Genomic DNA, 26,162 nt, shown 5'->3' with positions numbered 1-26,162 from the left:
GTCGCGCCGCGCGGGGCGTTGTGCGCTCAGGCGGCCTGACGCCGCATGTCCGGGACCCTGATGGGACGGGAGCCCGGGCCGCCGACGTGCGAGAAGGGCTGGGTCCGCCAGTCCAGTCCCTGAGGGAGCGTCAACAGCAGGGCGGTGTCCTGCTCGTAGGGCTCCTCCGACTCGTCCGCGGAGCGGGCCTCGGCCGCCCTGCGGCCCGTACCGGCGCAGACCGTGAGGCCGAACGGGTTCCACGGAGAGGCGCACAGCGCGTGCTCCGGCAGAACCTCCTCGTCCGCCAGCAGGGCGATGGGCTGTGCGCAGTCCGGGCAGATCACCCGGTACATCTCGAAGGTGTCGTACGCGTCGAGTTCGTCGTCGAAGGCGTCGGGTTCGACGCCCTCCGGGGCTGGTTCGTCGACCGGCTGGAGCCGCTTGGGTGCGGTACGACCAGGGCGCTTAAGACTCTGCATTGGGTTCTCCCCCTCGGGCTGGGCCGTGAAGGCACTGCGGCCTCGACCACAGCAAGCACTTCCCGTCCGGTCTCGGCGGTAATCACGAGAACATCACGGAGCCTGTTCGAGGCCTGTGGCGTTCGTCACATGCCGCTCGCAGGTGCCCGCGGCGGCCGGTTTGTCCCTCGGTCGGCTCACAGCAGCCTCTCGGAGACATCACAAACCGGGCATGACCTGGACTGCTCGGGTATCCGGGGAGATCAGGCGCACTGTAGGTTCTTGCGCCATGGAGGAGCTGGACCGACAAATCGTGCAGCTGCTCGTCAAAGACGGGCGGATGAGCTACACCGACCTGGGCAAGGCCACGGGCCTGTCCACGTCTGCCGTGCACCAGCGGGTGCGCCGGCTCGAGCAGCGCGGCGTCATCCGCGGCTATGCCGCGGTCGTGGACTCCGAGGCGGTGGGGCTGCCCATGACCGCGTTCATCTCGGTGAAACCGTTCGACCCCAGCGCCCCCGACGACATCGCGGACCGGCTGGCCGGGGTTCCCGAGATCGAGGCCTGCCACAGCGTCGCCGGCGACGAGAACTACATCCTGAAGGTCCGTGTGGCCACGCCGCACGAGCTGGAGGAACTGCTGGCCCGGCTGCGGTCGCTGGCCGGGGTGTCGACGCGGACCACCGTGGTGTTGTCCACGCCCTATGAGGCTCGGCCGCCCAAGATCTAGTGCCCCCTGTCCGGGGCGGTCGGCGCGAGGCGCGAGACTGTTCTCCATGAGTGAGCGCAGCGCCGAACCGAAGACCGTCCTTCTCCGCCGCGGAGAAGTCCACAGCCCCGCCGACCCCTTCGCCACCGCGATGGTCGTCGAGCGCGGACAGGTCGCGTGGGTCGGCTCCGAGGGGGCCGCCGATGCCTTCGCGGACGGTGTGGACGAGGTCGTCGATCTGGACGGTGCTCTGGTCACGCCCGCGTTCACCGATGCGCATGTGCACACCACCGCCACGGGCCTCGCCCTCACCGGCCTCGACCTGTCCGGCGCACCCTCCCTGGAGGCGGCCCTCGCCCTCGTACGGACTTTCGCCGCCGCCCGGCCGCACGACCGCGTACTGCTCGGTCACGGCTGGGACGCCTCGCGCTGGCCCGGGGGGCGTCCGCCGACTCGTGCCGAGCTGGACGAGGCCACCGGTGGCCGCCCCCTGTATCTCTCCCGCATCGACGTCCACTCCGCGGTCGTCACCACGGCCCTGCTGGACCTGACACCCGGCGACCTCGGCGCGGCGGACGCCCCGCTCGTCGCCGGCGCACACCACGCGGTACGCGCCACCGCGCTGGCCGCCATCACCCCGGCCCAGCGCACCGAGGCCCAGCGCGCCGCCCTCGCCCACGCCGCCTCCCTCGGCATCGGCACCGTCCACGAGTGCGCCGGGCCGGACATCTCCTCCGAGGACGACTTCACCGGCCTGCTCCGGCTCGCCGCCGAGGAGGCCGGCCCGCGGGTCGTCGGCTACTGGGCGGAGCAGGATGCCGACAAGGCGCGGGAGCTGGGGGCGATCGGCGCGGCCGGTGACCTGTTCGTCGACGGCGCCCTCGGCTCCCACACCGCCTGTCTGCACCAGCCGTACGCCGACGCCGCCCACACCGGCACCGCCTACCTGGATGCGGCCGCCGTCGCCGCCCACGTCGCCGCCTGCACCGAGGCCGGCCTCCAGGCGGGCTTCCACGCGATCGGCGACGCCGCCGTGACCGCTGTCGTCGAGGGCGTCCGCGCCGCCGCCGAGAAGCTCGGGCTCGCCCGCATCCGCGCCGCCCGTCATCGCGTCGAGCACGCCGAGATGCTCAGCCCCGACACCATCGCCGCCTTCGCCGAGCTGGGCCTGACCGCCTCGGTGCAGCCCGCGTTCGATGCGCTGTGGGGCGGCGAGGAGGGCATGTACGCCCAGCGCCTGGGCGCCGAACGCGCCCGCTCGCTGAACCCCTTCGCGGCCCTGCTGCGCGCCGGCGTACCCCTCGCCTTCGGCTCCGACAGCCCCGTCACGCCCCTCGACCCCTGGGGCACGGTCCGTGCGGCCGCGTTCCATCACACGCCCGAGCACCAGGTGTCCGTGCGCGCCGCGTTCACGGCGCACACGCGCGGCGGCTGGCGGGCGATCGGACGCGACGACGCGGGAGTCCTGGTGCCGGGCGCGCCCGCCGACTACGCCGTGTGGCGCACCGGCGAACTGGTGGTCCAGGCCCCCGACGACCGGGTCGCGCGCTGGTCCACCGACCCCCGCTCCGGCACCCCCGGCCTGCCCGACCTGACCCCCGGCCGGGAACTCCCGACCTGCCTGAGCACGGTTGTGAGCGGACGAACGGTCTTCGTACGGCCGGGCGAGTGATCTCCCGGGGTGGCGCGAACCGGATCGATCCGCTCCGCCCCGTCGCTCGACCTGCACATCCTCTGCGCTGACCAGCGAATTGGGCGGATTTCCGCAGGTCAAACGGCTGTTGACAGGCGGAGGTCCGAGGCCGGTAGGTTCGGCCGAGTCCACCACCGGACGCCCGACCGGGGAACCGCGGAACTTCCGGGAACCCGTCGCAACGCCGCTGGGTCAGGGACGGTGTGCCGCACCGGGGCACCGTCACTGGGAGCCAGGCTCAGTGCCCGCGCGGCGACGACGGAACGTTCCGGCCGGTCGGGGAGGTGTGACCCGGGTGGGGCCCGGGCGCTCAGTAGACAACGGCTTTCGGTCGACCCGCAGCCAGCGGGTCCCAGGTCGGCCCGAAGGGCGCCGGGCCCCCATCCGCAGGAGGTGTGCACCGGCGCACGGATGCGCAAAACCCATGCTTACCCGGCCCTTGCGGAATCGACACCGCCATACGAACGTGCTGTCACGTCAGCGCAGGCCGCGCCCACTATGGTGGACGTCTGCGTACGGATGTGAAGGGGCAGCAGTGAACGACGGCGACGGGACCCTCGCGGCTCATGACCGGGGGAAGCGGTTCGGGCCGCTCGGCACGGCGTTGGTGATCATTCCGACCTACAACGAGGCGGAGAACATCAAGAGCATCGTCGGCCGGGTCCGCAAGGCGGTCCCCGAAGCGCACGTGCTCGTGGCCGACGACAACAGCCCCGACGGCACCGGCAAGCTCGCGGACGAACTGGCCGCCGAGGACGACCACGTTCAGGTCCTGCACCGCAAGGGCAAGGAGGGCCTCGGCGCCGCGTATCTCGCGGGCTTCCACTGGGGCATGGAGAACGGTTACGGCGTCCTGGTCGAGATGGACGCCGACGGCTCCCACCAGCCCGAGGAACTGCCCCGTCTGCTGACCGCCCTCAAGGGAGCCGACCTGGTCCTCGGCTCCCGCTGGGTACCGGGCGGCCGGGTCGTGAACTGGCCCAAGTCCCGTGAGTTCATCTCTCGCGGCGGCAGCCTCTACTCCCGGGTCGCCCTGGACCTGCCCCTGCGCGACATCACGGGCGGCTACCGCGCCTTCCGCCGCGAGACCCTGGAGGGCCTCGGCCTCGACGATGTCGCGTCCCAGGGCTACTGCTTCCAGGTCGACCTCGCCCGCCGCGCGGTCAAGGCCGGCTTCCATGTCGTCGAGGTGCCGATCACCTTCGTCGAGCGCGAGCTCGGTGACTCGAAGATGAGCCGCGACATCCTCGTCGAGGCGCTGTGGCGGGTCACGTCGTGGGGCGCGCGGGAGCGGGTGGGCAAGCTGCTGGACCGTACGAAGTCGTCGCCGTCGTAGCGGCCATCGTGCTCTTATCCCGCTCTGAGCCGTGGCCAGGCACACTGGACGCATGACGACTGGCGCTCCGCCCCCCACCTATCCCGCCCGGCCTCGGCGCTCCCGGCTGCGCACCTTCCTGCCGCTGGGCATCGCCGCCTGGCTGGTGCTGGAGATCTGGCTGCTGACCGTGGTCGCGGACGTGGCGGGCGGGCTCACGGTGTTCCTGCTGCTGCTCGCCGGTCTCGTGCTGGGCTCGGTGGTCATCAAGCGGGCGGGGCGACGAGCCTTCCAGGCGCTGAACGAGGCGCTGCAGCGCGGCGGCACCCCGGAGCGCGGCGGTGGCAACGGCCTGATGATGCTCGGCGGCCTGCTGATCATGCTGCCGGGCCTGATCTCGGACGCGCTGGGCCTGATCCTGCTGATTCCGCCGGTCCAGAAGGCCCTGAGCGGCTATGCGGAGCGGACCTTCGACCGAAAGCTGCGTGAGGCGGGCCCGGGTTCGTTCGGCGACGCCTTCCAGCAGGCCCGTATGCACCGGCCCGACGGCAAGGTCGTGCAGGGTGAGGTCATCCGGGACGAGCCCGGGGATGCCCCGCAGGGGCCGAGGCCGCCGCTGAGCAAGTGAGCTGAGCGGCTGGAGGTGATCCGGGGGCGAAGCCCCCGGATTTTCTTGTCCGACCCTCGTCGGTCTTGTCCGACGCTCGTCGAGGTGGAACGCACAGAACCGCAGGTGCCGTACGTCAAGCTGACGTACGGCACCTGCGGTTCTTGGCGTGTGTTGTTTGCGGCGTCCCGCTACGCGGACTTGCGGCTGTCCCGGGGATGAACTGCGATGTTCATCGCCCCGGAACGCAGAACGGCGAGCCGTTCCTCGAGGACCTCTTCGAGTTCCTCGCGGGTACGCCGCTCCATCAACATGTCCCAATGCGTACGCGCGGGCTTGGCCTTCTTCTCCTCAGGGCCGTCGCCGTCCACGAGGAGTGCCTGGGCCCCGCAGACCTTGCACTCCCACTCCGGCGGGATCTCCGCCTCGACCGAGAAGGGCATCTCGAACCGGTGCCCCTTCTCGCATGCGTACTCCACGGCCTGGCGCGGGGCCAGGTCGATGCCGCGGTCCGTCTCGTAGCTGGTCACCACGAGGCGCGTGCCGCGAAGAGCTCGCTCACTCATGAATCGTGCCTCCCGGGCTTGTCGCCCACAGGACAGGTGTCGCTGTCGTCGTCATCCGGTCAACGTCCGGTCGGCGGTAAAGATTCCCGTTCCGTGTCCCGTTCCGGGTGATGCGTCGCCGTCGTAGCCGCAGCCTTGCTGACCAATGTCGTACCCACCGGCGCCCGGTTTGTCACATCTGCTAGCAGATGTAACCCAGCGTTTCGGCATCTTTGACGCGCAGTAACGGTACGCCTGGCAGGCCAAACGCGTACACTACCGCCCTTTGACTCGGAACGCTAAATCGTGGTCGGCACCGGATTGCCCGCGTCGCTGATCGCCCGGCGCACCGGAACCCTCGCGAGCAGGGCGAATCCGATGACGAAGAAGGCCACCAGCGAGATGATCGCGTCCCGATAACTTCCGGTCAGCTGGTAGGTGATCCCGAACAGCAGCGGGCCCAGCCAGCTCATGCCCCGGTCGCTCATCTCGTACGCCGCGAAGTATTCGGCCTCCTTGCCCGGCGGGACGAGATGGGAGAACAGGGACCGGGACAGGGCCTGGCTGCCGCCCAGGACCAGCCCGATGCCGGCCGCCAGCACGAAGAACCAGACCGGCGCCCCGGCCGGCAGGAAGTACCCGGCCGTCAGCGTCACCGTCCACGCGACCAGTGAGCCGAGGATCGTCCGCTTCGCCCCGTAGATCCGGGCCAGCCGCCCCATGGTTAGCGCCCCCGCCACCGCCAGCACCTGGACCAGCAGGACGGCGCCGATCAGCGTCGATTGTCCGAGGCCCAGTTCCTCGGAGCCGTAGATCGAAGCCTGGGAGATCACCGTCTGGATGCCGTCGTTGTAGACGAGGTAGGCGAGGAGGAAGGCGAGCGTCAGCGGGTGGCGACGCATGTCGCGAAGGGTCGCCGCCAGTTGCCGGAAGCCCTGGGAGGCGGGCTTTCCGGCCGCCTGCGTGTTCGCGGCGTTCGCTTTCGCCGGGTTCTCGGCGGACCTGCGGTCGCGCAGGCGGCGCAGCGGGATGATCGCGAACGTGCCCCACCACAGGCCGGCGGAGGCGAGGCAGATCCGGACGGCCATGCTCTCGGAGACGCCGAAGGAGTCGTGTGCCAGGTACAGGACCAGGTTCATGACCAGCATCAGCGAGCCCGACGCGTAGCCGAAGGCCCAGCCCCGGGAGGAGACCGCGTCGCGCTCCTCGGGCGGTGCGATCTGCGGGAGGTAGGAGTTGTAGAGCATCATCGCGACCGACTGCGCCGCGTTCGCGACTATCAGGAGCAGGCCGCCGAGCACATAGCGGTCGCCGTCCAGGAAGAACATGGCCGCGGTCGCCGTGGCCCCCAGATAGGCGGCGGCCGCGAGGAGGGGCTTCTTGCGGCCGGTGCGGTCCGCTGCCGCGCCGACCAGCGGCATCACCAGGACGGCCACGATCACCGACAGGGACACCGAGTACGCGAAGAAGGAGCCCGCGCGCACCGGGATGCCCAAGGGGTGGACGAACCCGTCCGCGTCCGCCGCCTCCTCGGCGACCGACGTCAGATAGGGGCCCAGAAAGACCGTGAGCACGCTCGTGGAGTAGACCGAGCACGCCCAGTCGTAGAAGTACCAGCCGCGCTGCTCGCGCCGGCGCCCGGCGGCATCGTCGGCCGCCTCCGTCCGCACGGTGTCGGTGCCCACCCGCGCCCTCACTCTTCCGTGATGATCCCGCGCGCGGGTGGAGTCCGGACGGGGGGCAGACCCAGGCGGTCAAACCCAGACGTCCCGGTCCTCCATGACCTTGCGCAATGTGTCGATGTGATCGGTCATGATGCCATCGACTCCCAGGTCCAGGAGCCGGTGCATCGCATCGGGATCGTTGATGGTCCACACGTGCACCTGCAGCCCGCGCGCGTGGGCGGCGCGTACGAAGCGGTGGTCCACCACCTGGATCCCGGACTGCGTCTCGGGCACCTGCGCGGCGACTGCCGAGCGGCGCAGCGCGGCGGGCACGCCCCAGGAGCGCAGCCGCAGATTGAGCACGCCCCGGGTGCCGTACGACGTCGCCAGGCGCGGGCCGGCCAGTCGCTGGGCGCGGATGACGCGCGCCTCGGAGAAGGAGCCGACGCAGATGCGGTCCCAGGCGCCTGTGCGCTCGATCAGGTCGAGGAAGGGGTGGAGTGACGGCTCCGCCTTGAGGTCGACGTTCCAGCGCACGTCGGGGAAGGTCTCCAGGAGCTCTTCGAAGAGCGGCACCGGCTCCTTGCCCGCCACGCGCGCGTCCCGTACGTCGTCCCAGGGCAGGTCGGCGATCCGGCCGGCCCCGTCCGTCACCCGGTCCAGGGTCGCGTCGTGGAACGCGACGAGCTTGCCGTCGCGCGTGGCGTGGACGTCGGTCTCGATGTACCGGTAGCCCATGTCGACCGCGCGCCGGAACTGCATCACGGTGTTCTCCAGGCCGTCCGCGGCCCCGCCCCGATGGGCGAAGGGGATCGGGCCGGGGTGGTCGAGATAGGGGTGGCGTATGCGCGTGGTGCTCACGGACGCAGTATCGCGCGCCGGGGTTGCCCGGTGGCAACGACCGTGCTGCCGTCCGATGCCGACGGGACGGCGAACACGCGCAGGAAGAGCTGGGCGAGCGGGCCGATGGACACCGCGTACAGGAGGGTGCCGACGCCGACGGTGCCGCCCAGGGCGAAGCCGGTCACGACGACCGCGATCTCGACGGCCGTGCGCATCAAGCGGATCGAGCGGCCGGTGCGCAGGTGCAGCCCGGTCATCAGACCGTCCCGGGGCCCCGGTCCGAAGTGGGCGGCGATGTAGAGGCCGGTGGCCACGCCGTTGAGCAGGATGCCGGCCACGAGGAGGGGGATCCGCACGGCCAGGGAGTGCGCCTCGGGCAGCAGGGCGAGCGTGCCGTCCATGGCGATGCCGACCACGAAGACGTTGGAGATCGTGCCGAGGCCCGGGCGCTGGCGCAACGGGATCCACAGGAGCAGCACCGCCGCGCCCACGACGATCGATACGACGCCGATCGTCAGGCCGGTGCGCTCGGCGAGGCCCTGGTGCAGCACGTTCCAGGGCTCAAGGCCCAGGCCCGCCTCGACAAGCAGAGCCGAACTCGCGCCATACAGCGCGAGCCCGATGTAGAGCTGTGACAGCCGGCGTACGAGATGCCGCTTTGTGGCCCCTTGTGTGGACAAGACGTGCCCCCCTGTGGTGGTAGTGGCCTGCTGCGTGACACCCTGTGGCTTGGGAGGCATCGCCCTCCATGGCCAATTCGGGGAAGGTGGACTGGAAATCATGGCGCAGTGGACTTCTGCGGTAGGTGCCGCGCAACTTGCCCGGCTTCTCACGTCCCAGCAGGACCGCCCCGCCGGCCCCGGCAGCAAGCGCCCGCCCGCATACCGGGCGCTGGCCGACGGTATCCGGTTGCTCGTTCTGGAAGGCCGTGTCCCGGTCGCCGCGCGACTGCCCGCCGAGCGTGAGCTGGCCCTCGCGCTGTCCGTGAGCCGTACGACGGTGGCGGCGGCGTATGAGGCACTGCGCGCCGAGGGCTTCCTGGAGTCCCGGCGCGGGGCCGGCAGCTGGACCGCCGTACCGGCCGGGAACCCGCTGCCCGCGCGCGGCCTGGAGCCGCTGCCGCCCGAGGCGCTGGGCTCGATGATCGACCTGGGCTGCGCGGCGCTGCCCGCCCCCGAGCCGTGGCTGACCCGCGCCGTGCAGGGCGCCCTGGAGGAGCTGCCGCCGTACGCCCACACCCACGGCGACTATCCGGCCGGGCTGCCCGCGCTGCGCTCGACGATCGCCGACCGGTACACCGCGCGCGGGATTCCGACCATGCCCGAGCAGATCATGGTGACGACCGGGGCGATGGGCGCCATCGACGCGATCTGTCATCTGTTCGCGGGCCGCGGTGAGCGGATCGCGGTCGAGTCGCCGTCGTACGCCAACATCCTCCAGCTGATGCGGGAGGTGGGCGCCCGGCTGGTGCCCGTCGCCATGGCCGAGGGGCTGGCCGGCTGGGACATGGACCGCTGGCGGCAGGTCCTGCGGGACGCCGCGCCCCGGATCGCCTATGTCGTCGCCGACTTCCACAATCCGACCGGGGCACTGGCCGACGACGACCAGCGCAGGCGGTTGGTGGACGCGGCGCGGTCGGCGGGGACGGTGCTCGTCGCCGACGAGACGATGAGCGAGCTGTGGCTCGATCCGGACATCGATATGCCGCGGCCGGTGTGCGCCTTCGACCCCGCGGGGTCGACCGTCGTCACCGTCGGGTCGGCCAGCAAGGCCTTCTGGGCGGGGATGCGGATCGGCTGGGTGCGGGCGGCTCCGGATGTGATCCGCAGCCTCGTGGCCGCGCGCGCGTACGCCGACCTGGGGACGCCGGTTCTGGAGCAACTGGCCGTGAACTGGCTGTTCGGCACGGGAGGTTGGGAGCAGGCGGTTGACCTGCGGCGCACCCAGGCCCGGGACAACCGGGACGCCCTCGTCACGGCCGTGCGGCGGGAGTTGCCCGAGTGGGAGTTCGAGGTACCGCGGGGCGGGCTCACGCTGTGGGTGCGGACGGGTGGTCTGTCGGGGTCGCGGCTCGCGGAAGTGGGGGAGCGGGTGGGGGTTCGGGTGCCGTCCGGGCCTCGGTTCGGGGTGGACGGCGCCTTCGAGGGGTATGTGCGGTTGCCGTTCACCGTGGGGGGTGCGGTGGCCGAGGAGGCCGCGGTGCGGTTGGGGGCGGCGGCGCGGTTGGTGGAGAGCGGGGCTTCCGGGGGCGGCGACGCGGTGAGGCCGTTCGTCGCGTGAGCGGCGTGGGCGATGACGTTGGGGATGACGTCGGGGTGGGACGCCCACCCGCGCTTGCGGGGTGCCGCCGGGGGATGCGCGGGGGCTGCGGCGGGCGACCGCTCGGCGGCACCTCTGTTCGCGTCCGCTGTGTCGGCTCCTACGAAGTCTCGGCCACCACTGCTTCCGCGGGTACCGGCTCCGGCTGCTGTTCCGGCTTCTCCAGCTTCGGCAGTGCCTCCGCCTCCACCGGCGTCGTCCGCTCCGGCAGCAGGTCCAGTACCGCCTGCCGGTGGGCGTCGCTCGTTGCGTCGTCGTACGGGTCCGGGGTCGCCGGCACCTGGAGGCGGTGGACGGGGCCCGCGCCGAGGCGGGCGTAGCCGCGGCCGGGTGGGACGTCGGCGACCGGGGTGGTGTGCGGGGGAGCGCCCAGGACGGTCCGGAGTTGCTCCGCCGTCGCGGGGCCGAGCACGACACGCGCGCGTGTGTGCTGTCGTACCGCTTCGGACAGGGCGTCCATGGCGTCCCACTGCTCGGCCACGACCACCGTGACGCCTACCGCGCGGCCATGCCTGAGCGGGACCTGGAGCAGGGACTGCGGGTCCTTGCGGTGGTCCGCCGCGGCGAGGTGGGTGAACGCGGTCGGGCGGTCCAGGAGGATCCACAGCGGGCGCTTGGTGTCGTCCGGGGGCGGGTTGCCCGCCTGACGTGCGCGGTTCACGGCGATCAGGCGCCGCTCCGTCTCCGTCGCCGCCCACTCCACGCTCGCCAGCGCCCCCGACAGCCCGCACTCGACCGCCAGGACGCCGTCGCGCCCGATCAGGCAGGCGTACTCGCCGGTGCTGCCGCCCTCGACGATGACGACGTCGCCGTACTGCAGGGCCTGCAGGGCGATCGAGCGCAGCAGGGTCGAGGTGCCGCTGCCGGGCTGGCCCATGACCAGCAGATGGGGCTCGGTGGAGCGGAGGCCGGTGCGCCAGACGACCGGCGGTACGTCGCGCTGCTCGACGCCGTGGGTGAGCGGGAGCGTGCGCTGGACGTGGGTGGGGTCGGTGAAGCCGAGGACGGTCTCGCCGGGGGTCGTGACGAAGCGCTGTGCGGCGATGTCGGTGGGCAGTGCGGCCAGGACGGTGACCGTCAGCTCGTTGCCCTCCTCGTCCCAGGCGAAGTGGTACTCACGGCCGCGGCCGGACTTCGCGGTCAGCAGGTGCTCGATCCGCGCGCGGGACTCCGCCTCGCCGTCGGTGAAGTAGGCCGGGTACCGGATCAGCAGGCTGCTGACGCGGCCCGTGCCGTCGAACGCGAACTCCGGGAAGGCCTTCTCCCAGTCGCCGCCGTGGGTGTACAGCGGGGCCGGGTCCTCGGCGGCCGAGAAGTACGGGACCAGGGCCTCGTACAGCGCCCTCAGCCGCTCCGTCTGGGACTCGTCGGGTCCGTCGGGCGTCGAGGGCTTGCGGTCCCGGCCCTGCCAGGCTGCCGCCGCCATCAGGCTGATGACGGCGAGCAGCGGCCCGTACGGAACCAGCGCCACGACCAGGATCACCGAGGCCACCAGGAACAGCAGCGGTCCGCGTTTGTCCTTGGGGGTGTCGGCCCACTTGCGCCGCCCGGCCGAGGCCAGCCGGCGCAGACCACGGGTGATCGTGATCAGTGGGTGGAGGACGTCAGAGGCGCTGTCGCCCGCCGTCCGGGCCAGCTCCCGGCTACGGGCGAACTGCGCCCGGGCCAGTTCCCGGCTTCGGGTGATCTGCGCGCTGCCTGTGCTCAGGATGCGGGGGAGGGGGCGGCGGGCCACTGCTGTCTCCTACAGGTGCGTACGGGCGGGTGGGGCGGCGTCAGAACTGGATGCCGCCCAGCAGGCTCGCCAGGCTCTCGCCGCCGGCCTTGATGCTCGGGGCGATGGCCGTGCTTGCCAGATAGAAGCCGAACAGGGCCGAGATCAGGGCGTGCGACGCCTTCAGCCCGTCCTTGCGGAAGAAGATGAAGACGACGATGCCGAGCAGAACGACGCCTGAGATGGAGAGGATCATGTGAGTGCTCCTGGTTTTGGTGGGGACAGTCACCATGAGTACTTCCAGGCTCACAGGATGTATCTATACGATAAAAGGTGCAACTGGGTGAAATTCGTCAGATTTCCCCCTGTTGGCGGAGTGTCCTGAGGCGGATGAGCTTGGGTGTTGCGTCCGGCCGTGTCTGCGATGATCTTTGCCGCGAGCGCATCAGGTCATGTGCCGCGCGAGCCAGTACCCTGGCGAATCACTCGTACGGCCGAGCACCGCTCGCGGCCGTACCCGTGTTCCCAGCAGTTCCCGCAGTCCCCGTGTACGTAGTGAGAGGCGGTCCGGCCGATGACTGATGCCCCCGACCCAGAGGTCGTGGAGCTGGCGACCAAGATCTTCGATCTGGCCCGGCAGGGGCAGACCGAGGCGCTCGTGGCGTATGTCGACGCGGGCGTTCCGGCCAACCTCACCAATGACCGCGGCGACTCCCTCGTGATGCTCGCCGCCTATCACGGTCACGCCGAGGCGGTGCGCGCCCTGCTCGCCCGGGGTGCCGAGGCCGACCACGTCAACGACCGGGGGCAGACGCCGCTCGCCGGTGCCGTCTTCAAGGGTGAGACGGAAGTGATCAAGGCCTTGCTTGAGGGCGGCGCCGACCCCGCCTCCGGAACGCCGTCGGCCGTCGACACGGCCCGGATGTTCGCCAAGACGGAACTGCTCGAACTGTTCGGCGCACACTGATCCGAATGTTCTGACCAGCGAAAACGCAGAAAACGGGGGAGGCGGTACAGGGCCGCCGAAATTTCGGTCGCGGCAGATGGAAGTGCCGAGTCATCATGACGTCGTGATTCACGGACGCGATGGCTGGGCAGGTGTTGCCGCACCGCGCGGGCCGTGATCGGTCCGCATGGGCCACCGACGAGAGGCAGAGGAAGATGGTCTACAGCAAGCAGGAAACGGCGGGCGCCCCGACGTGTTGTCACGCGGCCAGGTGAAGCAAGAACCCCGGTTGCGTCGACGCTTGATGTGAGGCTGTTTCCCATGTTCGAACCGGTCATAGCGCCCAGCGGTACGCTGCTCGGCCTGCTCCAGCGGGGCCGCGGCGACGGCACACTGCACGCGCTCACCGCCCCGCGCGCCGAAGCGCTCGCGGCCCTGAACCACTGTGTACTGCGGGACCCCCGCCACGACTGGCAGGTGGAGAACCGCTCCCTGTACTACGCCCGTCTCTACCTCGACCTGAACGGCGAGCTGGACGAGATCGAGGCCCACCTCTTCGACGTCGAGGACGCCCTCGACACCGAGGAGTCACGCACCGGGCTGGCCCTGGCCGTCCTCGGCCACCTCGCCTCGTACGGCCGGCTGGACGCCCTCGCGCTGCTGCGCAGGTACGCCGCCTCGGGCTCCAACTGGGCCTGGGCCCTGGACGAACTCGCGCTTAGGGACGACGACGCGGGGCTGCGTGCCCTCGCCGCGCCCGTGCTGGCACGGTTCCCGGCCGATCCCGAGGGCGAGGCCGAGCTGGCCGCCGCCGTACGCGATGCTTTTGAGCCACGGCCGTGGCGGCTGTGGGCCGAGGATCCGCGCGACTCGATCGCCACGCGTGTGCGTGCCGCTCACGAGGCCGGCTGTTTCGACCGCTGGCAGCGCCAGATGCGACCTACCGGGCCCCGTCCGGGGTGGAGCGTGCAGGCGGTCTTCGAATGGGCCCAGCAGGGCCTCGAGCGCGGAGCCGCGCTCCATGTGCCCGCCGCGCGGTGCCTCATGGCCGTGGCCGGGCCCGAGGACCGGCCCGAGATCGTCGCCGCCGCCGAGGACGGCACCGACGGAGCCCGCTGCACCGCCCTGCGCTACCTCGCCGACAACAACGATCCCGATGCCCTCGACCTGATCGAGGCAGCCGTGATCACCGGCACATCCGCGGTCGTGGAGTCGGCTCTCGACGCCTTCGAGCGGATGCGCAGCGTCGCTGCCATCGACCGCGCGCGCGGCTGGGCCCGGCGGCCCGATCCGCTCGGCGCCGCCGCCGGACGCATGCTCGCCTGCCTGGGAGGAGCCGAGGACAAGGACCTGGTCCTGGCGGCGCTGCGCGAGGCCGTACGGGGCGAAGGTCCCGACGCCCCGACCCTGTGGACCCTGGTCGACGGCACCGGACGGCTCGGCATCGCCTGCGCGGCCCCCGTGCTGCGTCATATCTACCGCGAGACGGCGTCCTCCCATCTACGGGGCCGCACCGCTCGCGCCCTCGCCGCCACCGACCCCTCCTACGCCTCGGGATTCGCCGTCGAGTGCCTCTGGGACTGCGAGGAGACCACCCGCGAGATCGCCGCCCGGCACGCCGAGACCGGTGACACGCGCGTCGTCGAGCGACTGCGCCGGCTCGCCGCCGATCCGGCCGAGGAAGCCGAGGTCCAGACGGCCGTACGCAGCCGGATCGGACCCGACACGACCGCCGGCTGATCAGGGGCCGGGACATGTGATCGCACGGTGAACGTCCGCGGAGATCCGCCCGCAAGGTGAACTCGGGGTGGCCGACGGGTCAGGTGTGCATGGCCGGAACCTGACCCGCTCGATCGCGGAGCGGAACGCTCATGGGACGTTTCTTGTTTGGAAAGATCCACGTTGACGCGGCCACGTCCAGCACGGCGACAACACCGGTATGCGTGTCGTCATCGTGACCGAATCCTTTCCCCCCGATGTGAACGGCGTGGCCCACTGCGCGCTCCAGACCGCCCGACACCTCGTCGACCGCGGTCACGCTCCCCTCGTCGTCGCACCCGCTCCCGCTCCCGGGAACAAGGCAGCCGCCGCCCTGGCGCCCTGCCCCGTCGTCCATGTCCCCTCCCTTCCGCTCCCCGGCTATCCCCAGGTCAGGGTTGCGCTCCCCAGCAGGCGCCTGGCCGCCGCGCTGATCCAGCACCAGCCCGACATCGTGCACCTGGCCAGCCCCTTCGTCCTCGGCGTCCGCGGCATGGCCGCCGCCGCCCGGCTCGGCATCCCCGCCGTCGCCGTCTACCAGACCGACCTGGCCGGATACGCCCGCACCTACATGGGCGCCGGCGAGGCGGCGGCATGGCGGCGCATAAGGTCCGTCCACTCCGCCGCCGACCTCACCCTCGTCCCGTCCAGCGCGTCCATGAGCGACCTCGAGGCCCACGGGGTGCCCCGGCTCAAGCTGTGGGCACGCGGCGTGGACACCGCCCGCTTCCGCCCCGAGCTGCGCGACGAGAAACTGCGCCGGGAACTCGCCCCGAACGGCGAGGTCATCGTCGGATACGTCGGGCGGCTCGCCCCGGAGAAGCACATCGAGCTGCTCTCCGGCGTGTGCGGCCTGGCGGGCGTGAAGGTCGTGATCGTCGGCGACGGGCCGAGCCAGCCCGCGCTCGCCGAGGCGCTGCCCGGCGCGGTCTTCCTGGGCCGCCGCGGCGGGGACGACCTCGCGCGGATCTTCGCCTCGTTCGACATCTTCGCCCACACGGGTCCGTTCGAGACCTTCTGCCAGACCGTGCAGGAGGCCATGGCGAGCGGCGTGCCCGTCGTGGCGCCGGCCGCCGGCGGTCCGCTGGACCTGGTCGACCACGGCCGCACCGGGCTGCTGGTGCCGCCGCGCGACGCCGACGCCGTACGGGACGCCGTATGCTCCCTGGTCGCCGACCCGGCGCTGCGGGCCGCGTACGGGGCCGCCGGGCACGCGACGGTCGATGGGCGCACCTGGGCGGCCATCGGCGATCAGCTCATAGCCCACTACGAGGCCGTGCTCAAGGCGCGGAGGCCGGCGGTGGCGGTATGAATTCTTCGGTGAACTCCTCGGTGAACTCCTCGAGCAACCCGTCCGTGAACCCGTCGACGAACACCGGGCTGCGCATCGTCCGGCTGGCGAACTTCGTCGCCCCCGCCTCCGGGGGGCTGCGCACTGCGCTGCGCGAGCTGGGCAAGGGCTTCAAGCTGGCGGGCCACGACCCCGTGCTCATCGTGCCGGGCGAGAAGTACGGCGACTGCGAGACCGAGCAGGGCCGCGTGATCACCCTGCCCGGCCCGATGCTGCCCGGCACCGGCGGCTACCGCGTGCTCGTCGACAAGCGGCGGGTCGCGGCCCTCCTGGAGGAGCTCGCCCCCGACCGGCTGGAGGTCTCCGACCGGACGACGCTGCGGTGGACCGGCAAGTGGGCCCGCCGCGCGCGGGTCCGCGCCGTGATGGTCTCCCACGAGACCGCCGACGGTGTGCTGCGCACCTGGGGTCTGTCGGAGAACCTGTCCCGGCGGGCCGCCGACGCCCTCAACGTCCGTACCGCCCACACCTACTCGAAGGTCGTGTGCACCACCGAGTTCGCCGAGCGGGAGTTCGTACGGATCGGCGCCCGCAACGTGGTCCGGGCTCCGCTGGGCGTCGACCTGATGAACCGGCGGCCCACCCTGCGGGACGCGGCGCTGCGTGAGACCCACGCGCGTGCGGACGAGAAGCTGCTCGTGATGTGCTCCCGGCTCTCCGTGGAGAAGCGGCCCGGCACCGCGCTGGACGCCCTGGAGTCGCTGCGCCAGCGCGGCGTGCGAGCGGTACTCGTGGTGGCCGGAAACGGGCCCCTGCGGGCGGGCCTGGAGAAGCGGGCGCAGGAGCGCGACCTTCCGGTGACCTTCCTCGGCCATGTCGCCGACCGCAGCCTGCTCGGCGCGCTGCAGGCCTCCGCCGACGTCTGCCTGGCCCCCGGGCCCGCCGAGACGTTCGGGCTGGCCGCGCTGGAGGCCATGGCCTGCGGCACGCCTGTCGTGGCGAGCGCGTCCTCCGCGCTGCCGGAGGTGATCGGCTCCGCCGGAGCCACCGCGACGGACAACGGCGACGCCTTCGCGGACGCCGTGGAGATGCTCCTCGACCGTCCCGAGCGCGAGCGCCGCGAGGCGGCACGCGCGCGTGCGGAGTGCTTCGGCTGGGGCACGGCGGTGGACGCCTTCCTCACCGCGCACGAAGCGGCGGTGCCGGTACGTCCCTTCGCCCGTGCGGAGGGCGCGGCATGAGACCGCTCCGCTACGTCGCTCTCGGGGACTCGCTGACCGAGGGGGTGGGCGATCCCGTGGGGAACGGGTGGCGCGGCTGGGCCGCGCTGCTCGCCGGCGGACTGTCCGAGCCGGCTGCCGAGTTCACCAACCTCGCGGTCAGCGGGGCACAGACGCGGGACGTGCTGGACAAGCAGCTGCCGACGGCGCTGTCCCTGCGGCCCGACGTCGCGTCCGTCCTTGTGGGCGTCAACGACACGCTGCGCAGCACTTTCGACATAGAGAAGATCGCCGAGCGCCTGGACAAGGTCTACGCGTCCTTCACCCGTCAGGGCACGGCCGTGCTCACGGCATGTCTGCCCGACCCGGGCACGATGCTGGGACTGCCGGGGGTCCTGGGCAACCCGCTGGCTCGTCGGCAGCGGGCCGTCAACACGGTGGTCCACACGTTGTCCGAGCGGTACGGAGCACTGCATCTGCACGCGGTCGACGACGCCTGGATCATGGAGCGCGCCATGTGGAGCTCCGACCGGCTGCACCCCGGGGAGCGCGGGCACCGGCAGATCGCCCTGCGCTTCCACGCGATGCTTGCGCACCGGGGCATCGCGACACAGACGGGGCCCTCGCCCGAGCCCGAGTTCCCGCCGCCCACCAAGTCGGCGAGCCTGCTGTGGCTGGCCACCGCGGGTACCGCCTGGATGATCCGGCGCTGCAACGACCTGCTGCCCCAGCTGATCCGCCTCGCCGCCGTCGAGATGCGGCACCGCGCGAAGGGCACCAGCGATCGGCTCGACCTGCGCGCGGCACAGTCGGTGTCCAGGGCGCTGGCCGTGCTGTCGATGCCGGACGGGATGGCGTTGGCCGGGCGCCCGTCGGTGTCCGAGTCGGTGGCGTCGGCCGGTCACGGGTCGCGGTCCGACACGGTGGCGTTGCCCGAGCATCCGGCGGTGCCCGACCATCGACCGGTGCCCGACCATCGACCGGTGTCCGACCATCGACCGGCGGCCGAGCATCGGTTGGTCCCCGATCGTCGGTCCATGCCCGAGCACCTGTGCCTGCCGGAGGGACTGTCGGTGCCCGTGCCCGGACAGCGCTCGGTCCAGGAGCCACAGCCCGCACCTGAGGCGGCGTAGCGGTTGCCTGAGGCGGGTGCGGCGCACGCGTACGTGGCGGGCGTCAGCGACGGCGTACGGCCACGAAGCGAACCGGCGTGCCCGGCACCGCCTGTGCGGCGGCCGGGAGGTCGGCCGCGCGGACGACGGCGATCACCGGGTAGCCGCCCGTCGTCGGGTGGTCGGCAAGGAACACGACCGGCCGGCCGTCGGGCGGGACCTGGACCGCGCCGAGGACCACGCCCTCGCTGGGGAGTTCGCGGGTGAGCGCCCGTTCCAGGGCGGGGCCCTCGGTGCGCAGCCCGATGCGGTTGCTCGCGGCGGACACGCGGTAGGGGCGGGAGGTGAAGGCACGCACGGCCGCCGGGGTGAACCAGTCGTCGCGCGGGCCCGGCGTCACCCGCAGGACGAGTTCGGAGGGGGGCGCCGGCTGCGGGGCGACGTCCACGTGTGCGTGCAGCTGCGTCGGCCGGCCCAGGGGAAGCACTGTGCCGTCCGTGAGAGGCGGTGGGCCGAGGCCCGACAACAGGTCCGTGGAGCGGCTGCCGAGGACCGGCTCGACGGCGATGCCGCCGGACACGGCCACATAGCTCCGTACGCCGGACATGGCCCCGCCGACGTCCAGAAGCGCACCGGCGGGCACGCGCACCGCAGCACCCCAGGCGACCGGTCGTCCGTCCACCGTGACCCGGCACGGCGCGCCGCCGACCGCCACGGTCACCGTCGAACGGGGACGTAGCGCACAGCCGTTGAGCGTGCTCTCCAGTACGGCGGCCTCGGGGGCGTTGCCGACCAGCCGGTTGACCAGCGCCGCCGCCGGCCCGTCCAGCGCACCCGAGCGGGGCACGCCGAGGTGGGCGTGCCCGGGCCGGCCGAGGTCCTGCACGGTGGTGAGCGCCCCGGCGCGTACGACGAACAGCGCGCGGTCGGTCATGAGCTCCCCACCGGGACGAAGCGCACGCGCGTGCCCGGCGACAGCAGCGCGGCCGGCACGCGCGTGTGGTCCCACAGCACGGTGTCCGTGGTGCCGATCAGTTGCCAGCCGCCCGGCGACGATCGCGGGTACACGCCCGTGTACGGGCCCGCCAGCGCCACCGCACCGGCGGGGACGGCCGTGCGCGGCGTGGCCCGGCGCGGGACGTCATAGCGCGGCGGCAGGCCGGTCAGGTAGCCGAACCCGGGGGCGAAACCGCAGAAGGCGACGCTGAACTCGGTGTCCGCGTGGATGCGGGCCACCTCGGTCGGGGAGACGCCCCAGTGCGCGGCGACGTCGGCCAGGTCCGGGCCGTCGTAGCGCACCGGGAGTTCGACGACCTCACGCGCGCGTGGGGGAGCGGGCGGCACTTCGGAGGTGGTCAGTTCGGAGGCCAGGCGTGCCGGGTCGGCGAGCCCGTCCAGCAGGACCGTGCGGGCCGCGGGGACGATCTCGCGGACGGACAGCGAGCCGTCCGCGCGGCGGCGCAGCAGTTCGGCGTGCAGCGCCCGGGCCTCATCGCCCGACGCCACCTCGACGAGCAGGGCGTCGTCGCCGACGGGCAGCGCCCTCATACGAAGGCCTCCACCCGCACGCCCGACTCCTCCAGCCGTGCCCGCACCCGCCGGGCCAGCTCGACGGCGCCGGGCGTGTCCCCGTGCAGGCACAGGGAACGCGCGCGTACCTCCACGGGAACTCCGGAGTGGGAGGTGACCACTCCCGCGCGGGCCAGGCCCACCGAGCGCTCCACGACGGCCTCCGGGTCGGTGACCACGGCGCCCTTCTGGCCGCGCGGCACGAGCGTGCCCTGCTCCGTGTACGCGCGGTCCGCGAACGCCTCCTTGACGGCCGGGAGCCCCGCCTTGGCGGCCAACTCCAGCAGCCGTGAGCCCGGCAGACCGAGCACGGGCAGCGAGGCGTCCGCCAGGAGAACACCGTCGACGACCGCGCCGGCCTGCTCCTCGTCGTGCACAACGCGGTTGTAGAGCGCGCCGTGCGGTTTGACGTACGACACGCGCGTGCCCGCCGCCCGCGCGAAGACCGCCAGGGCGCCGATCTGGTACGCCACTTCGGCCGCCAGCTCGGCGGGCGGCACGTCCATCGCGCGTCGCCCGAACCCCGCCAGGTCCCGGTAGGAGACCTGGGCGCCGATCCGTACCCCGCGCTCGGCCGCCTGCTCGCACACCCGCCGCATGGTGGCCGCGTCCCCGGCGTGGAAGCCGCAGGCCACGTTGGCGCTGGTGACGATCGACAGCAGCCGTTCGTCGTCGGTGAGCTGCCAGCGGCCGAAGCCCTCGCCGAGGTCGGCGTTGAGGTCGATGGAGGTCATCGGTCCGTCGATTCTCCTGTCGGGTGACTTCTCAGGCGATGCGGTACTGCTGGTCGCGGGCGTCGGTCAGGAACATCTGGCCCGGTGCGTGGGTGATGGCGAACGGCGGGCGCGAGGCCATCACGGCGGCCTGCGGGGTCACTCCGCAGGCCCAGAACAACGGGATGTCGTCCGGTTCGGCCTCGACCGGATCGCCGAAGTCGGGGCGGCCGAGGTCGGCGATGCCCAGCGCCGAGGGATCGCCGCAGTGGACGGGACTGCCGTGCACCGCCGGGAGGAGACCGGTCTCCCGCAGTGCCGCCGCCACGTGCTCCGGCGGCACCGGGCGCATGGAGACCACCATCGGGCCGTGCAGCCGCCCCGCCGGCCGGCACTGGCGGCTGGTCACGTACATCGGGACGTTGCGCCCCTGCTCGACGTGGCGGATCGGGACGCCGGCCTCGGCCAGCGCCCACTCGAAGGTGAAGCTGCAGCCGATGAGGAACGACACCAGGTCGTCGCGCCAGTGCGCGCGTACGTCCGTCGGTTCGTCCACCAACTCGCCGTCCCGCCACACCCGGTAGCGCGGCAGGTCGGTGCGCAGGTCGGCACCGTCGGCGAGGACGGTCGTCCAGGACCCGGCGTCCGTGACGTCCAGGACCGGGCAGGGCTTGGGATTGCGCTGGCAGAACAGCAGCATGTCGTACGCCCAGTCGGCGGGCACCGAGATCAGGTTGACCTGGGTGTGCCCCGCGGCGACCCCGGCCGTGGGCCCCGTGAGGCCCTCCCTGAAGCGAGTGCGCGCCGTTTGAGGGCTCCACGCGCGTGCGTGCTCGTCGACGAGGGTGAGCGGGCGGTCCGCTGCGAGGATGGGCGGACGGTCTTCTTCCAGGGTGAGTGGACGGTCCTTCGTGCGCTTCACGCCAGCTCCTTCCCGCGCGTCTCCGGCAGCCCGAGCAGGGCCAGTGCGGCGATGGCGTAGCCGATCGCACCGAAGACCAGCGCGCCGCCCACGCCCCAGCTGTCGGCCAGGAAGCCGACCGTGGTGGGGAAGACCGCGCCCACCGCGCGGCCGGTGTTGTACGTGAAGCCCTGTCCCGTACCGCGCACCGCCGTCGGGTACAGCTCGCTCAGGTAGGAGCCGAAGCCGCTGAAGATCGCCGACATGCAGAACCCGAGCGGGAAACCGAGCACCAGGAGCAGGGTGTTGGAGCCGCTGGGGATGTTCGCGTAGGCCATGATGCAGACGGCCGAGAGCAGTGCGAACAGCCAGATGTTGCGCCGACGGCCCAGCCGGTCGGTGAGGTAACCGCCGGTCAGATAGCCGATGAAGGCGCCCGAGATGAGGAACGTCAGATAACCGCCGGTGCCGACGACCGACAGGTCGCGCTCGGTCTTCAGGTAGGTCGGCACCCAGGTGGCGAGGGTGTAGTAGCCGCCCTGAACGCCCGTGGAGAGCAGTCCGGCGAAGATCGTCGTACGCAGCAGCCCGGGCTTGAAAATCGCCGCGAACGAACCCTTCTGGGGGCTCTGTTCACGTACGGCGACAGCCTCGGGAGCGTCGTGCACCCGGCGCCGCATCCAGATGACGAGCAGCGCGGGCAGCGCGCCGGTCCAGAACATCACGCGCCAGGCCAGGTCGTCGTCCACTAGCGAGAAGACGACGGTGTACATGATCGCGGCCAGGGCCCACCCGACGGCCCACGAGCTCTGGATCGCGCCGAGCGTGCGGCCACGGTGCTTGGCGCTCGCGTACTCGGCGACCAGGATCGCGCCGACCGCCCATTCGCCGCCGAAGCCGAGGCCCTGGAGGGCGCGGAAGACCAGCAGCCACTCGTAGTTGGGGGCGAAACCGCAGGCGACGGTGAAGACCGCGTAGGTGATGACGGTGATCATCAGGGCCTTGACCCGGCCGATCCGGTCGGCCAGGACTCCGGCGAGCGCGCCGCCTATCGCGGAGACCACGAGCGTGACGGTGGTGAAGAGGCCGGTCTGGCCGCTGTCCAGGCCGAAGTACGCCGCCAGCGCGACCATGCTCAGGGGCAGGGTGAAGTAGTCGTAGGAATCCAGGGCATATCCGCCGAAAGCGCCCGCGAAGGCGCGGCGGCCGCGCGGGCCGAGGGCGCGCAGCCAGCCCAACGCGCCGTCGTCGTCGGCGCGTTCGCCACTCGGGGTGTGGGTGTCTTTCAGGGCCTGCGGTGGAGGGGTCGTGCTCATGGGCACCTCGCAGAGAGGGGACGGGGGTGCGGAACTGAGCCGAACGGAGCTGAACGGTGAGCAGCAAGGTAGAGGATCGTTGAACGATCCTTCAATACCCCTGTTGTCTCGTTCTCGGGTCTGCGGTTGAATTCCGGGCATGGCAGAGCAGCTGGCCGGACTGGCCGACGACCGTGCCCTCCTGGGCCGTACGAGCACGGCGGAGCGGGTCTCGGACATCCTCAGAAGCCGCATCGCCGAGGGCTACTTCGCGCCCGGCACCCGGCTGTCGGAGGACAGCATCGGAGGGGCGCTCGGTGTGTCCCGCAACACACTGCGCGAGGCGTTCCGGCTGCTCACCCATGAACGACTCCTCGTTCACGAGCTGAACCGGGGCGTGTTCGTGCGCGTCCTGACGGTGGAGGACGTCGAGGACATCTACCGCACCCGGCGCCTCGTCGAGTGCGCCGTCGTACGCGGGCTCGGCGAACCGCCCTACCCCCTGGAGGGGCCCGCCGAAGCCGTCGCCGAAGGGCAGCGCGCGGTGCGCGAAGGTGACTGGAAAGGGTTGGGAACGGCCAACATCCACTTCCACCGCGAACTGGTGGCGCTCGCGGGCAGCGAACGCACCGACGAACTGATGCGCAGCGTCTTCGCCGAGCTGCGGCTCGCGTTCCACGTCGTCGACGATCCACACCGGCTGCACGAGCCGTACCTCGCGCGCAACCAGCAGATCCTCCGGGCGCTGGAGGCGGGGGACCGGAGCGGGGCCGAGAAGATACTCGCGGTCTATCTCGACGACTCGCTGGAGCGGGTGGTTGAGGTGTATCGGCGGCGGGTGGGGGAGGGCGAAGCCCTCGCTTAGAGGGCGGGGCTCTGCCTGCATGCGGCTGGGGCGTGGGGCGGCGGGGGCGCGGGGTTCGGTCGACATGTCGCCAGGTCGGGGGGCCGCGTCGACAGACCGCCAGGGCGCAGGGCCGGGTCGACGTGCGGTGCCGCCGTGGGCGATCGGCGTCGTTTGGGTCGTTGTCAGACCTAGGACCTAGTCTGTGCACCGTGACTTCACCCGCATCGACGGACCGTGTTCCGCCCCAGCTCAGCGCGGGGCCGCGCCCTGCTCCGGGCCCGGCCGCCGACGAAGGGCTGGCGCGGCGGTTGCGCGCGCTCGCCTGCACGGCGCCGCTGCACGACCTCGATGCGCGCAAGGGCAACCTCGCCGGGGAGTACTCGGTGTACGGCATGGCGGAGGTGGCGCTCGCCGCCATCGACCTGGTCACGCTGAACATGGACTTCGACACGGGTGCCGACCACGACCAGATCGTCGCCCGGCTCATCCCGCGCATCGCCGCCCAGGCGCCGCGGCGGCCGGTTGCCGAGCACGAGCGGGTGGCCCGCTGGGTCCTGGAGAACCTGATCAACGTCGGCAGTGTGGACCGCGGCTTTCGTGCCGTGTACGGCACGTTCGCGCCGGACGGCAGCTATGTCCGCCGTGACTACGACTTCAAGCTGATCGAGGAGGTGCCGGGCCCTGGCGGCACGGTGTATCTCCGTACGACCGACGAGGCGGTCAACGTCCTTGTCGGTGCCCTCGACACCGACGTCACCAGCGCCCAGATCGCCGCCGAGGTCAAGCTAGAGGTCCTGATCAACCGCGGCCGGCTCGCCGACGCCCAGCTGGCCGCCGAGCAGGCCCGGTACCGGACCGTGCAGTACTCGGAGACACTCCGCAGGGCCCTGGACGCGACCCGGCGCAACGTCCGGGCGGTCGACTGGCTGAACGCCGTGCCGGACATGATCGCCGAGGCGCTCGACCATGTCGCCGACCGGTACCGCCACGAGAACGCGATCCTGACCAACATCCGCAAGGCACGCGACGAGACCGAGGACCCGGAGCACAAGCGCCGTGCCGCCGAGCTCGTCGACATCGTCAAGGACTGCATCCGACGCCACACCCAGCTGCAGTCCCGCCTGTTGGAGGCCGGGCCGCTGTTCCGCGCCGAGCAGGACCGGCAGGCCTTCGCGACCCCGATGACGACATCGGGGATCGACCTGTACGGCCATCTCGTCGCCCCTGTCCTGCCCCTGCCCCTGGAGCAGTCCGTCCGGGTCACGGACGCCTTCTTCGCGCGCGGGACGGGACTGCGTACGCCGGTGTCGACCCGGGTGGGTGATCTCGTCGACATACTGCTGACGCCGCCCGTGGAGCGGGAGCACCTGGGCGCCGAAATGCCCGAGCCCGACCTCATCGCGACACCGGACGACAGCCGGTTCAGCGAGGAGCAGTTGGCCGCGGCGATGGACCTGCTGGACCTGCCGGCCGATGCCCCGCGCAGGCTGTCGGGGCTGCTGGCCCAGGCGCGTCGGCAGGATCCCGAGCTGCCCTACCTGGTGGCGCTGCTGGCGGTCCACGCGGCCAGTCCGCCGGTCGGTACGGCCTATCGGCAGGGCGAGGAGAAGCTGCTGTTCGCCGTGGACGACGGGACGGAGCTGGAGGATCCCGAGTTCGGCGGCGCCGACCTGATCGTGGGGACGGCTCTGCTGGACGCGGCCGGGATGGCGGCGGACAGGACGGAAGCAGCATGAGTGAGCAAGAACGCAGCAAGGAGCCCCGACCGTGAGCGAGCACGCCGAGTGGAGTGACACGGAGGTTGCGACCCCGTCGGCGACCGCCGCCGTGACCCCCGCCGACGCCGCTGACGCGGCCCGGCTGGTCGCCTTCGGGCTGCAGCCGAAGTTGCAGCCCGCGCGCGACCAGGAGTACACGGAGCTGCTGCGGCGGTACCGGGAGGACCCGCCTTTCGCGCGGCTCGCGGATGCCGTGGCCGCCGGGCTCGGGCTCGTGGTGCTGGAGGTGTCGCCGCGCGCGGGGATGGCCGTCACGGCCGCCGAGGACTCCGTGTTCGCCGTCCGCATGGGCGACTACGCGCGTCGTACGTCGGCCGACGGCAGCGACCGGTTCCTGCACGGGCTGGCCCATCTCGCCATCGCCGCCATGGCGTTCCCACGGCCCGAGGACCTGGCAGACGACGGCTACATCGGGCGCGTGACCGTCAACGGCGTCGACGCCTTCGTCCGGCAGGCCTGCCGCCGACTGGAGGAGCGGGCGGACGAGCAGGGGGAGAACACCGACCCCGCTACGGACGCGCCCGGCCTGGAGGCTGCCTGGCGGATCTGGGTGAGACGCAGCGCGACCGGCGCCACCAAGGACTCACGCAGACTGGCCGGTTCGACCACCGGCATCGTCGGCAAGGCGGCCGCGTTTCTCACCGACTCCGGATTCCTCCAGCGGACGGGCGACGACAGCGGCGGCACCTACCGGACGAACGCCCGCTACCAACTCCAGGTCCGTGACATGGCGGGCAGCGCCGCCATGGCCGAACTGCTGGAGCTGGGCGTGGTCCCGGTCACCGACGGCACACCGACACTGCTCGCCGCCGAGGACACGGAAGACCTGGAGCTGGTGGCCGAGGCCGGGCTGCCGTTCCACTCCGCGTGAATCTTCGAACCG

Annotated in this window: 24 protein-coding genes and 1 pseudogene; 13 read left to right on the top strand and 12 right to left on the bottom strand. The window is 71.9% G+C overall.

The window, feature by feature from the left end:
- Positions 1–26 precede the first annotated feature (26 nt).
- Positions 27–461, bottom strand: a complete 435-nt coding sequence (locus tag AB5J55_RS06860; protein ID WP_369269800.1) for a hypothetical protein — start codon at positions 459–461, stop codon at positions 27–29.
- Between the two features lie 268 nt (positions 462–729).
- Between AB5J55_RS06860 and AB5J55_RS06855 the strand changes: the two genes are divergently transcribed.
- The 4 genes from AB5J55_RS06855 to fxsA all read left to right on the top strand — a co-directional run bounded on the left by AB5J55_RS06855 (position 730) and on the right by fxsA (position 4,785).
- Positions 730–1,170: an Lrp/AsnC family transcriptional regulator gene (locus tag AB5J55_RS06855; protein ID WP_328429053.1), complete on the top strand. Its 441-nt coding sequence runs from the start codon at positions 730–732 to the stop codon at positions 1,168–1,170.
- Between the two features lie 46 nt (positions 1,171–1,216).
- The gene (locus AB5J55_RS06850; protein ID WP_369269799.1) at positions 1,217–2,821 is read left to right on the top strand and encodes an amidohydrolase; all 1,605 of its coding nucleotides are present in this window, start codon (positions 1,217–1,219) and stop codon (positions 2,819–2,821) included.
- 556 nt (positions 2,822–3,377) lie between these two features.
- Positions 3,378–4,178 carry a polyprenol monophosphomannose synthase gene (locus AB5J55_RS06845; RefSeq protein ID WP_369269798.1) on the top strand — a complete coding sequence of 267 codons (801 nt, stop codon included), beginning with the start codon at positions 3,378–3,380 and terminating at the stop codon, positions 4,176–4,178.
- Positions 4,179–4,230: 52 nt separating this feature from the next.
- Entirely contained in the window at positions 4,231–4,785 is a 555-nt protein-coding gene (fxsA, locus tag AB5J55_RS06840; protein ID WP_369269797.1) for an FxsA family membrane protein, read from the top strand.
- 170 nt (positions 4,786–4,955) lie between these two features.
- Here fxsA and AB5J55_RS06835 read toward each other — a convergent pair whose 3' ends face one another.
- The 4 genes from AB5J55_RS06835 to AB5J55_RS06820 form a co-directional block, all read right to left on the bottom strand.
- Positions 4,956–5,330: an RNA polymerase-binding protein RbpA gene (locus AB5J55_RS06835; protein WP_003977404.1), complete on the bottom strand. Its 375-nt coding sequence runs from the start codon at positions 5,328–5,330 to the stop codon at positions 4,956–4,958.
- 278 nt (positions 5,331–5,608) lie between these two features.
- Complete coding sequence (locus AB5J55_RS06830; protein ID WP_369269796.1) at positions 5,609–6,994, bottom strand: MFS transporter; 1,386 nt, start codon at positions 6,992–6,994, stop codon at positions 5,609–5,611.
- A 69-nt stretch (positions 6,995–7,063) separates the two neighbouring features.
- Positions 7,064–7,834 carry a glycerophosphodiester phosphodiesterase gene (locus AB5J55_RS06825; protein ID WP_369269795.1) on the bottom strand — a complete coding sequence of 257 codons (771 nt, stop codon included), beginning with the start codon at positions 7,832–7,834 and terminating at the stop codon, positions 7,064–7,066.
- Positions 7,831–8,556: a YitT family protein gene (locus AB5J55_RS06820; RefSeq protein WP_369269794.1), complete on the bottom strand. Its 726-nt coding sequence runs from the start codon at positions 8,554–8,556 to the stop codon at positions 7,831–7,833. Before AB5J55_RS06820 ends, AB5J55_RS06825 begins: the two co-directional genes overlap by 4 nt.
- Positions 8,557–8,596: 40 nt before the next feature.
- Here AB5J55_RS06820 and AB5J55_RS06815 point away from each other — a divergent pair, with 40 nt between their 5' ends.
- Positions 8,597–10,096 (top strand): PLP-dependent aminotransferase family protein, encoded by a 1,500-nt coding sequence (locus tag AB5J55_RS06815; RefSeq protein WP_369269793.1) that lies wholly within the window; start codon positions 8,597–8,599, stop codon positions 10,094–10,096.
- Positions 10,097–10,235: 139 nt separating this feature from the next.
- Here the strand turns inward: AB5J55_RS06815 and AB5J55_RS06810 are convergent, their stop codons facing one another.
- Both AB5J55_RS06810 and AB5J55_RS06805 read right to left on the bottom strand, forming a co-directional pair.
- Positions 10,236–11,870, bottom strand: a complete 1,635-nt coding sequence (locus tag AB5J55_RS06810; RefSeq protein ID WP_369269792.1) for an ABC transporter ATP-binding protein — start codon at positions 11,868–11,870, stop codon at positions 10,236–10,238.
- Between the two features lie 40 nt (positions 11,871–11,910).
- Positions 11,911–12,105, bottom strand: a complete 195-nt coding sequence (locus AB5J55_RS06805; RefSeq protein WP_004002760.1) for a hypothetical protein — start codon at positions 12,103–12,105, stop codon at positions 11,911–11,913.
- A gap of 318 nt (positions 12,106–12,423) precedes the next feature.
- Between AB5J55_RS06805 and AB5J55_RS06800 the strand changes: the two genes are divergently transcribed.
- The 5 genes and pseudogenes from AB5J55_RS06800 to AB5J55_RS06780 all read left to right on the top strand — a co-directional run.
- The gene (locus tag AB5J55_RS06800; protein WP_328429059.1) at positions 12,424–12,816 is read left to right on the top strand and encodes an ankyrin repeat domain-containing protein; all 393 of its coding nucleotides are present in this window, start codon (positions 12,424–12,426) and stop codon (positions 12,814–12,816) included.
- Positions 12,817–13,116: 300 nt separating this feature from the next.
- Positions 13,117–14,535: a HEAT repeat domain-containing protein gene (locus AB5J55_RS06795; protein ID WP_369269791.1), complete on the top strand. Its 1,419-nt coding sequence runs from the start codon at positions 13,117–13,119 to the stop codon at positions 14,533–14,535.
- Between the two features lie 199 nt (positions 14,536–14,734).
- Positions 14,735–15,865, top strand: coding sequence for a glycosyltransferase family 4 protein (locus AB5J55_RS06790; RefSeq protein ID WP_369269790.1), 1,131 nt, complete (start codon positions 14,735–14,737; stop codon positions 15,863–15,865).
- A complete protein-coding gene (locus tag AB5J55_RS06785; protein WP_369269789.1) occupies positions 15,862–17,085 on the top strand; it encodes a glycosyltransferase in 1,224 nt (407 codons plus the stop codon). The genes AB5J55_RS06790 and AB5J55_RS06785 overlap by 4 nt, the downstream gene beginning before the upstream one ends.
- Positions 17,082–17,912, top strand: a pseudogene (locus AB5J55_RS06780) (SGNH/GDSL hydrolase family protein); the annotation flags it as partial. The gene AB5J55_RS06785 and the pseudogene AB5J55_RS06780, both read left to right, overlap by 4 nt.
- A gap of 328 nt (positions 17,913–18,240) precedes the next feature.
- Here the strand turns inward: AB5J55_RS06780 and AB5J55_RS06775 are convergent.
- The 5 genes from AB5J55_RS06775 to AB5J55_RS06755 are packed head-to-tail and all read right to left on the bottom strand — an operon-like array spanning position 18,241 to position 22,675.
- The gene (locus AB5J55_RS06775; protein WP_369269788.1) at positions 18,241–19,110 is read right to left on the bottom strand and encodes a biotin-dependent carboxyltransferase family protein; all 870 of its coding nucleotides are present in this window, start codon (positions 19,108–19,110) and stop codon (positions 18,241–18,243) included.
- On the bottom strand, positions 19,107–19,724 hold the full coding sequence (locus AB5J55_RS06770; protein WP_369269787.1) for an allophanate hydrolase subunit 1: 618 nt from the start codon (positions 19,722–19,724) through the stop codon (positions 19,107–19,109). Before AB5J55_RS06770 ends, AB5J55_RS06775 begins: the two co-directional genes overlap by 4 nt.
- A complete protein-coding gene (locus AB5J55_RS06765) occupies positions 19,721–20,479 on the bottom strand; it encodes a LamB/YcsF family protein (protein ID WP_369269786.1) in 759 nt (252 codons plus the stop codon). Before AB5J55_RS06765 ends, AB5J55_RS06770 begins: the two co-directional genes overlap by 4 nt.
- Before the next feature lie 31 nt (positions 20,480–20,510).
- Positions 20,511–21,329, bottom strand: a complete 819-nt coding sequence (locus AB5J55_RS06760) for a putative hydro-lyase (protein WP_369276114.1) — start codon at positions 21,327–21,329, stop codon at positions 20,511–20,513.
- A 47-nt stretch (positions 21,330–21,376) separates the two neighbouring features.
- Complete coding sequence (locus AB5J55_RS06755) at positions 21,377–22,675, bottom strand: MFS transporter (RefSeq protein ID WP_369269785.1); 1,299 nt, start codon at positions 22,673–22,675, stop codon at positions 21,377–21,379.
- Positions 22,676–22,814: 139 nt separating this feature from the next.
- Here AB5J55_RS06755 and AB5J55_RS06750 point away from each other — a divergent pair, with 139 nt between their 5' ends.
- From AB5J55_RS06750 to AB5J55_RS06740, 3 genes are all read left to right on the top strand, one after another.
- Positions 22,815–23,519, top strand: a complete 705-nt coding sequence (locus AB5J55_RS06750; RefSeq protein WP_369269784.1) for a GntR family transcriptional regulator — start codon at positions 22,815–22,817, stop codon at positions 23,517–23,519.
- Positions 23,520–23,710: 191 nt separating this feature from the next.
- The gene (locus tag AB5J55_RS06745; RefSeq protein ID WP_369269783.1) at positions 23,711–25,237 is read left to right on the top strand and encodes a hypothetical protein; all 1,527 of its coding nucleotides are present in this window, start codon (positions 23,711–23,713) and stop codon (positions 25,235–25,237) included.
- Positions 25,238–25,268: 31 nt separating this feature from the next.
- Positions 25,269–26,150, top strand: coding sequence for a hypothetical protein (locus AB5J55_RS06740; RefSeq protein ID WP_369269782.1), 882 nt, complete (start codon positions 25,269–25,271; stop codon positions 26,148–26,150).
- Positions 26,151–26,162: the final 12 nt, after the last annotated feature.

The organism is Streptomyces sp. R11 (assembly GCF_041051905.1).
Classification (GTDB): Bacteria; Actinomycetota; Actinomycetes; order Streptomycetales; family Streptomycetaceae; genus Streptomyces.
Note: the sequence above shows the minus strand (reverse complement) of the source record. Positions and strands in the feature narration are given on the sequence as shown.

What these genes read in the sequence shown, in the direction of transcription:
- AB5J55_RS06860 (WP_369269800.1), bottom strand. Translation starts at nt 461, where the DNA reads ATGCAGAGTCTTAAGCGCCCTGGTCGTACCGCACCCAAGCGGCTCCAG.
- AB5J55_RS06835 (WP_003977404.1), bottom strand. Translation starts at nt 5,330, where the DNA reads ATGAGTGAGCGAGCTCTTCGCGGCACGCGCCTCGTGGTGACCAGCTAC.
- AB5J55_RS06805 (WP_004002760.1), bottom strand. Translation starts at nt 12,105, where the DNA reads ATGATCCTCTCCATCTCAGGCGTCGTTCTGCTCGGCATCGTCGTCTTC.
- AB5J55_RS06820 (WP_369269794.1), bottom strand. Translation starts at nt 8,556, where the DNA reads ATGCCTCCCAAGCCACAGGGTGTCACGCAGCAGGCCACTACCACCACA.
- AB5J55_RS06770 (WP_369269787.1), bottom strand. Translation starts at nt 19,724, where the DNA reads ATGAGGGCGCTGCCCGTCGGCGACGACGCCCTGCTCGTCGAGGTGGCG.
- AB5J55_RS06765 (WP_369269786.1), bottom strand. Translation starts at nt 20,479, where the DNA reads ATGACCTCCATCGACCTCAACGCCGACCTCGGCGAGGGCTTCGGCCGC.
- AB5J55_RS06795 (WP_369269791.1), top strand. Translation starts at nt 13,117, where the DNA reads ATGTTCGAACCGGTCATAGCGCCCAGCGGTACGCTGCTCGGCCTGCTC.
- AB5J55_RS06815 (WP_369269793.1), top strand. Translation starts at nt 8,597, where the DNA reads ATGGCGCAGTGGACTTCTGCGGTAGGTGCCGCGCAACTTGCCCGGCTT.
- AB5J55_RS06775 (WP_369269788.1), bottom strand. Translation starts at nt 19,110, where the DNA reads ATGACCGACCGCGCGCTGTTCGTCGTACGCGCCGGGGCGCTCACCACC.
- AB5J55_RS06800 (WP_328429059.1), top strand. Translation starts at nt 12,424, where the DNA reads ATGACTGATGCCCCCGACCCAGAGGTCGTGGAGCTGGCGACCAAGATC.
- AB5J55_RS06855 (WP_328429053.1), top strand. Translation starts at nt 730, where the DNA reads ATGGAGGAGCTGGACCGACAAATCGTGCAGCTGCTCGTCAAAGACGGG.
- AB5J55_RS06755 (WP_369269785.1), bottom strand. Translation starts at nt 22,675, where the DNA reads ATGAGCACGACCCCTCCACCGCAGGCCCTGAAAGACACCCACACCCCG.
- AB5J55_RS06790 (WP_369269790.1), top strand. Translation starts at nt 14,735, where the DNA reads ATGCGTGTCGTCATCGTGACCGAATCCTTTCCCCCCGATGTGAACGGC.
- fxsA (WP_369269797.1), top strand. Translation starts at nt 4,231, where the DNA reads ATGACGACTGGCGCTCCGCCCCCCACCTATCCCGCCCGGCCTCGGCGC.
- AB5J55_RS06785 (WP_369269789.1), top strand. Translation starts at nt 15,862, where the DNA reads ATGAATTCTTCGGTGAACTCCTCGGTGAACTCCTCGAGCAACCCGTCC.
- AB5J55_RS06850 (WP_369269799.1), top strand. Translation starts at nt 1,217, where the DNA reads ATGAGTGAGCGCAGCGCCGAACCGAAGACCGTCCTTCTCCGCCGCGGA.
- AB5J55_RS06750 (WP_369269784.1), top strand. Translation starts at nt 22,815, where the DNA reads ATGGCAGAGCAGCTGGCCGGACTGGCCGACGACCGTGCCCTCCTGGGC.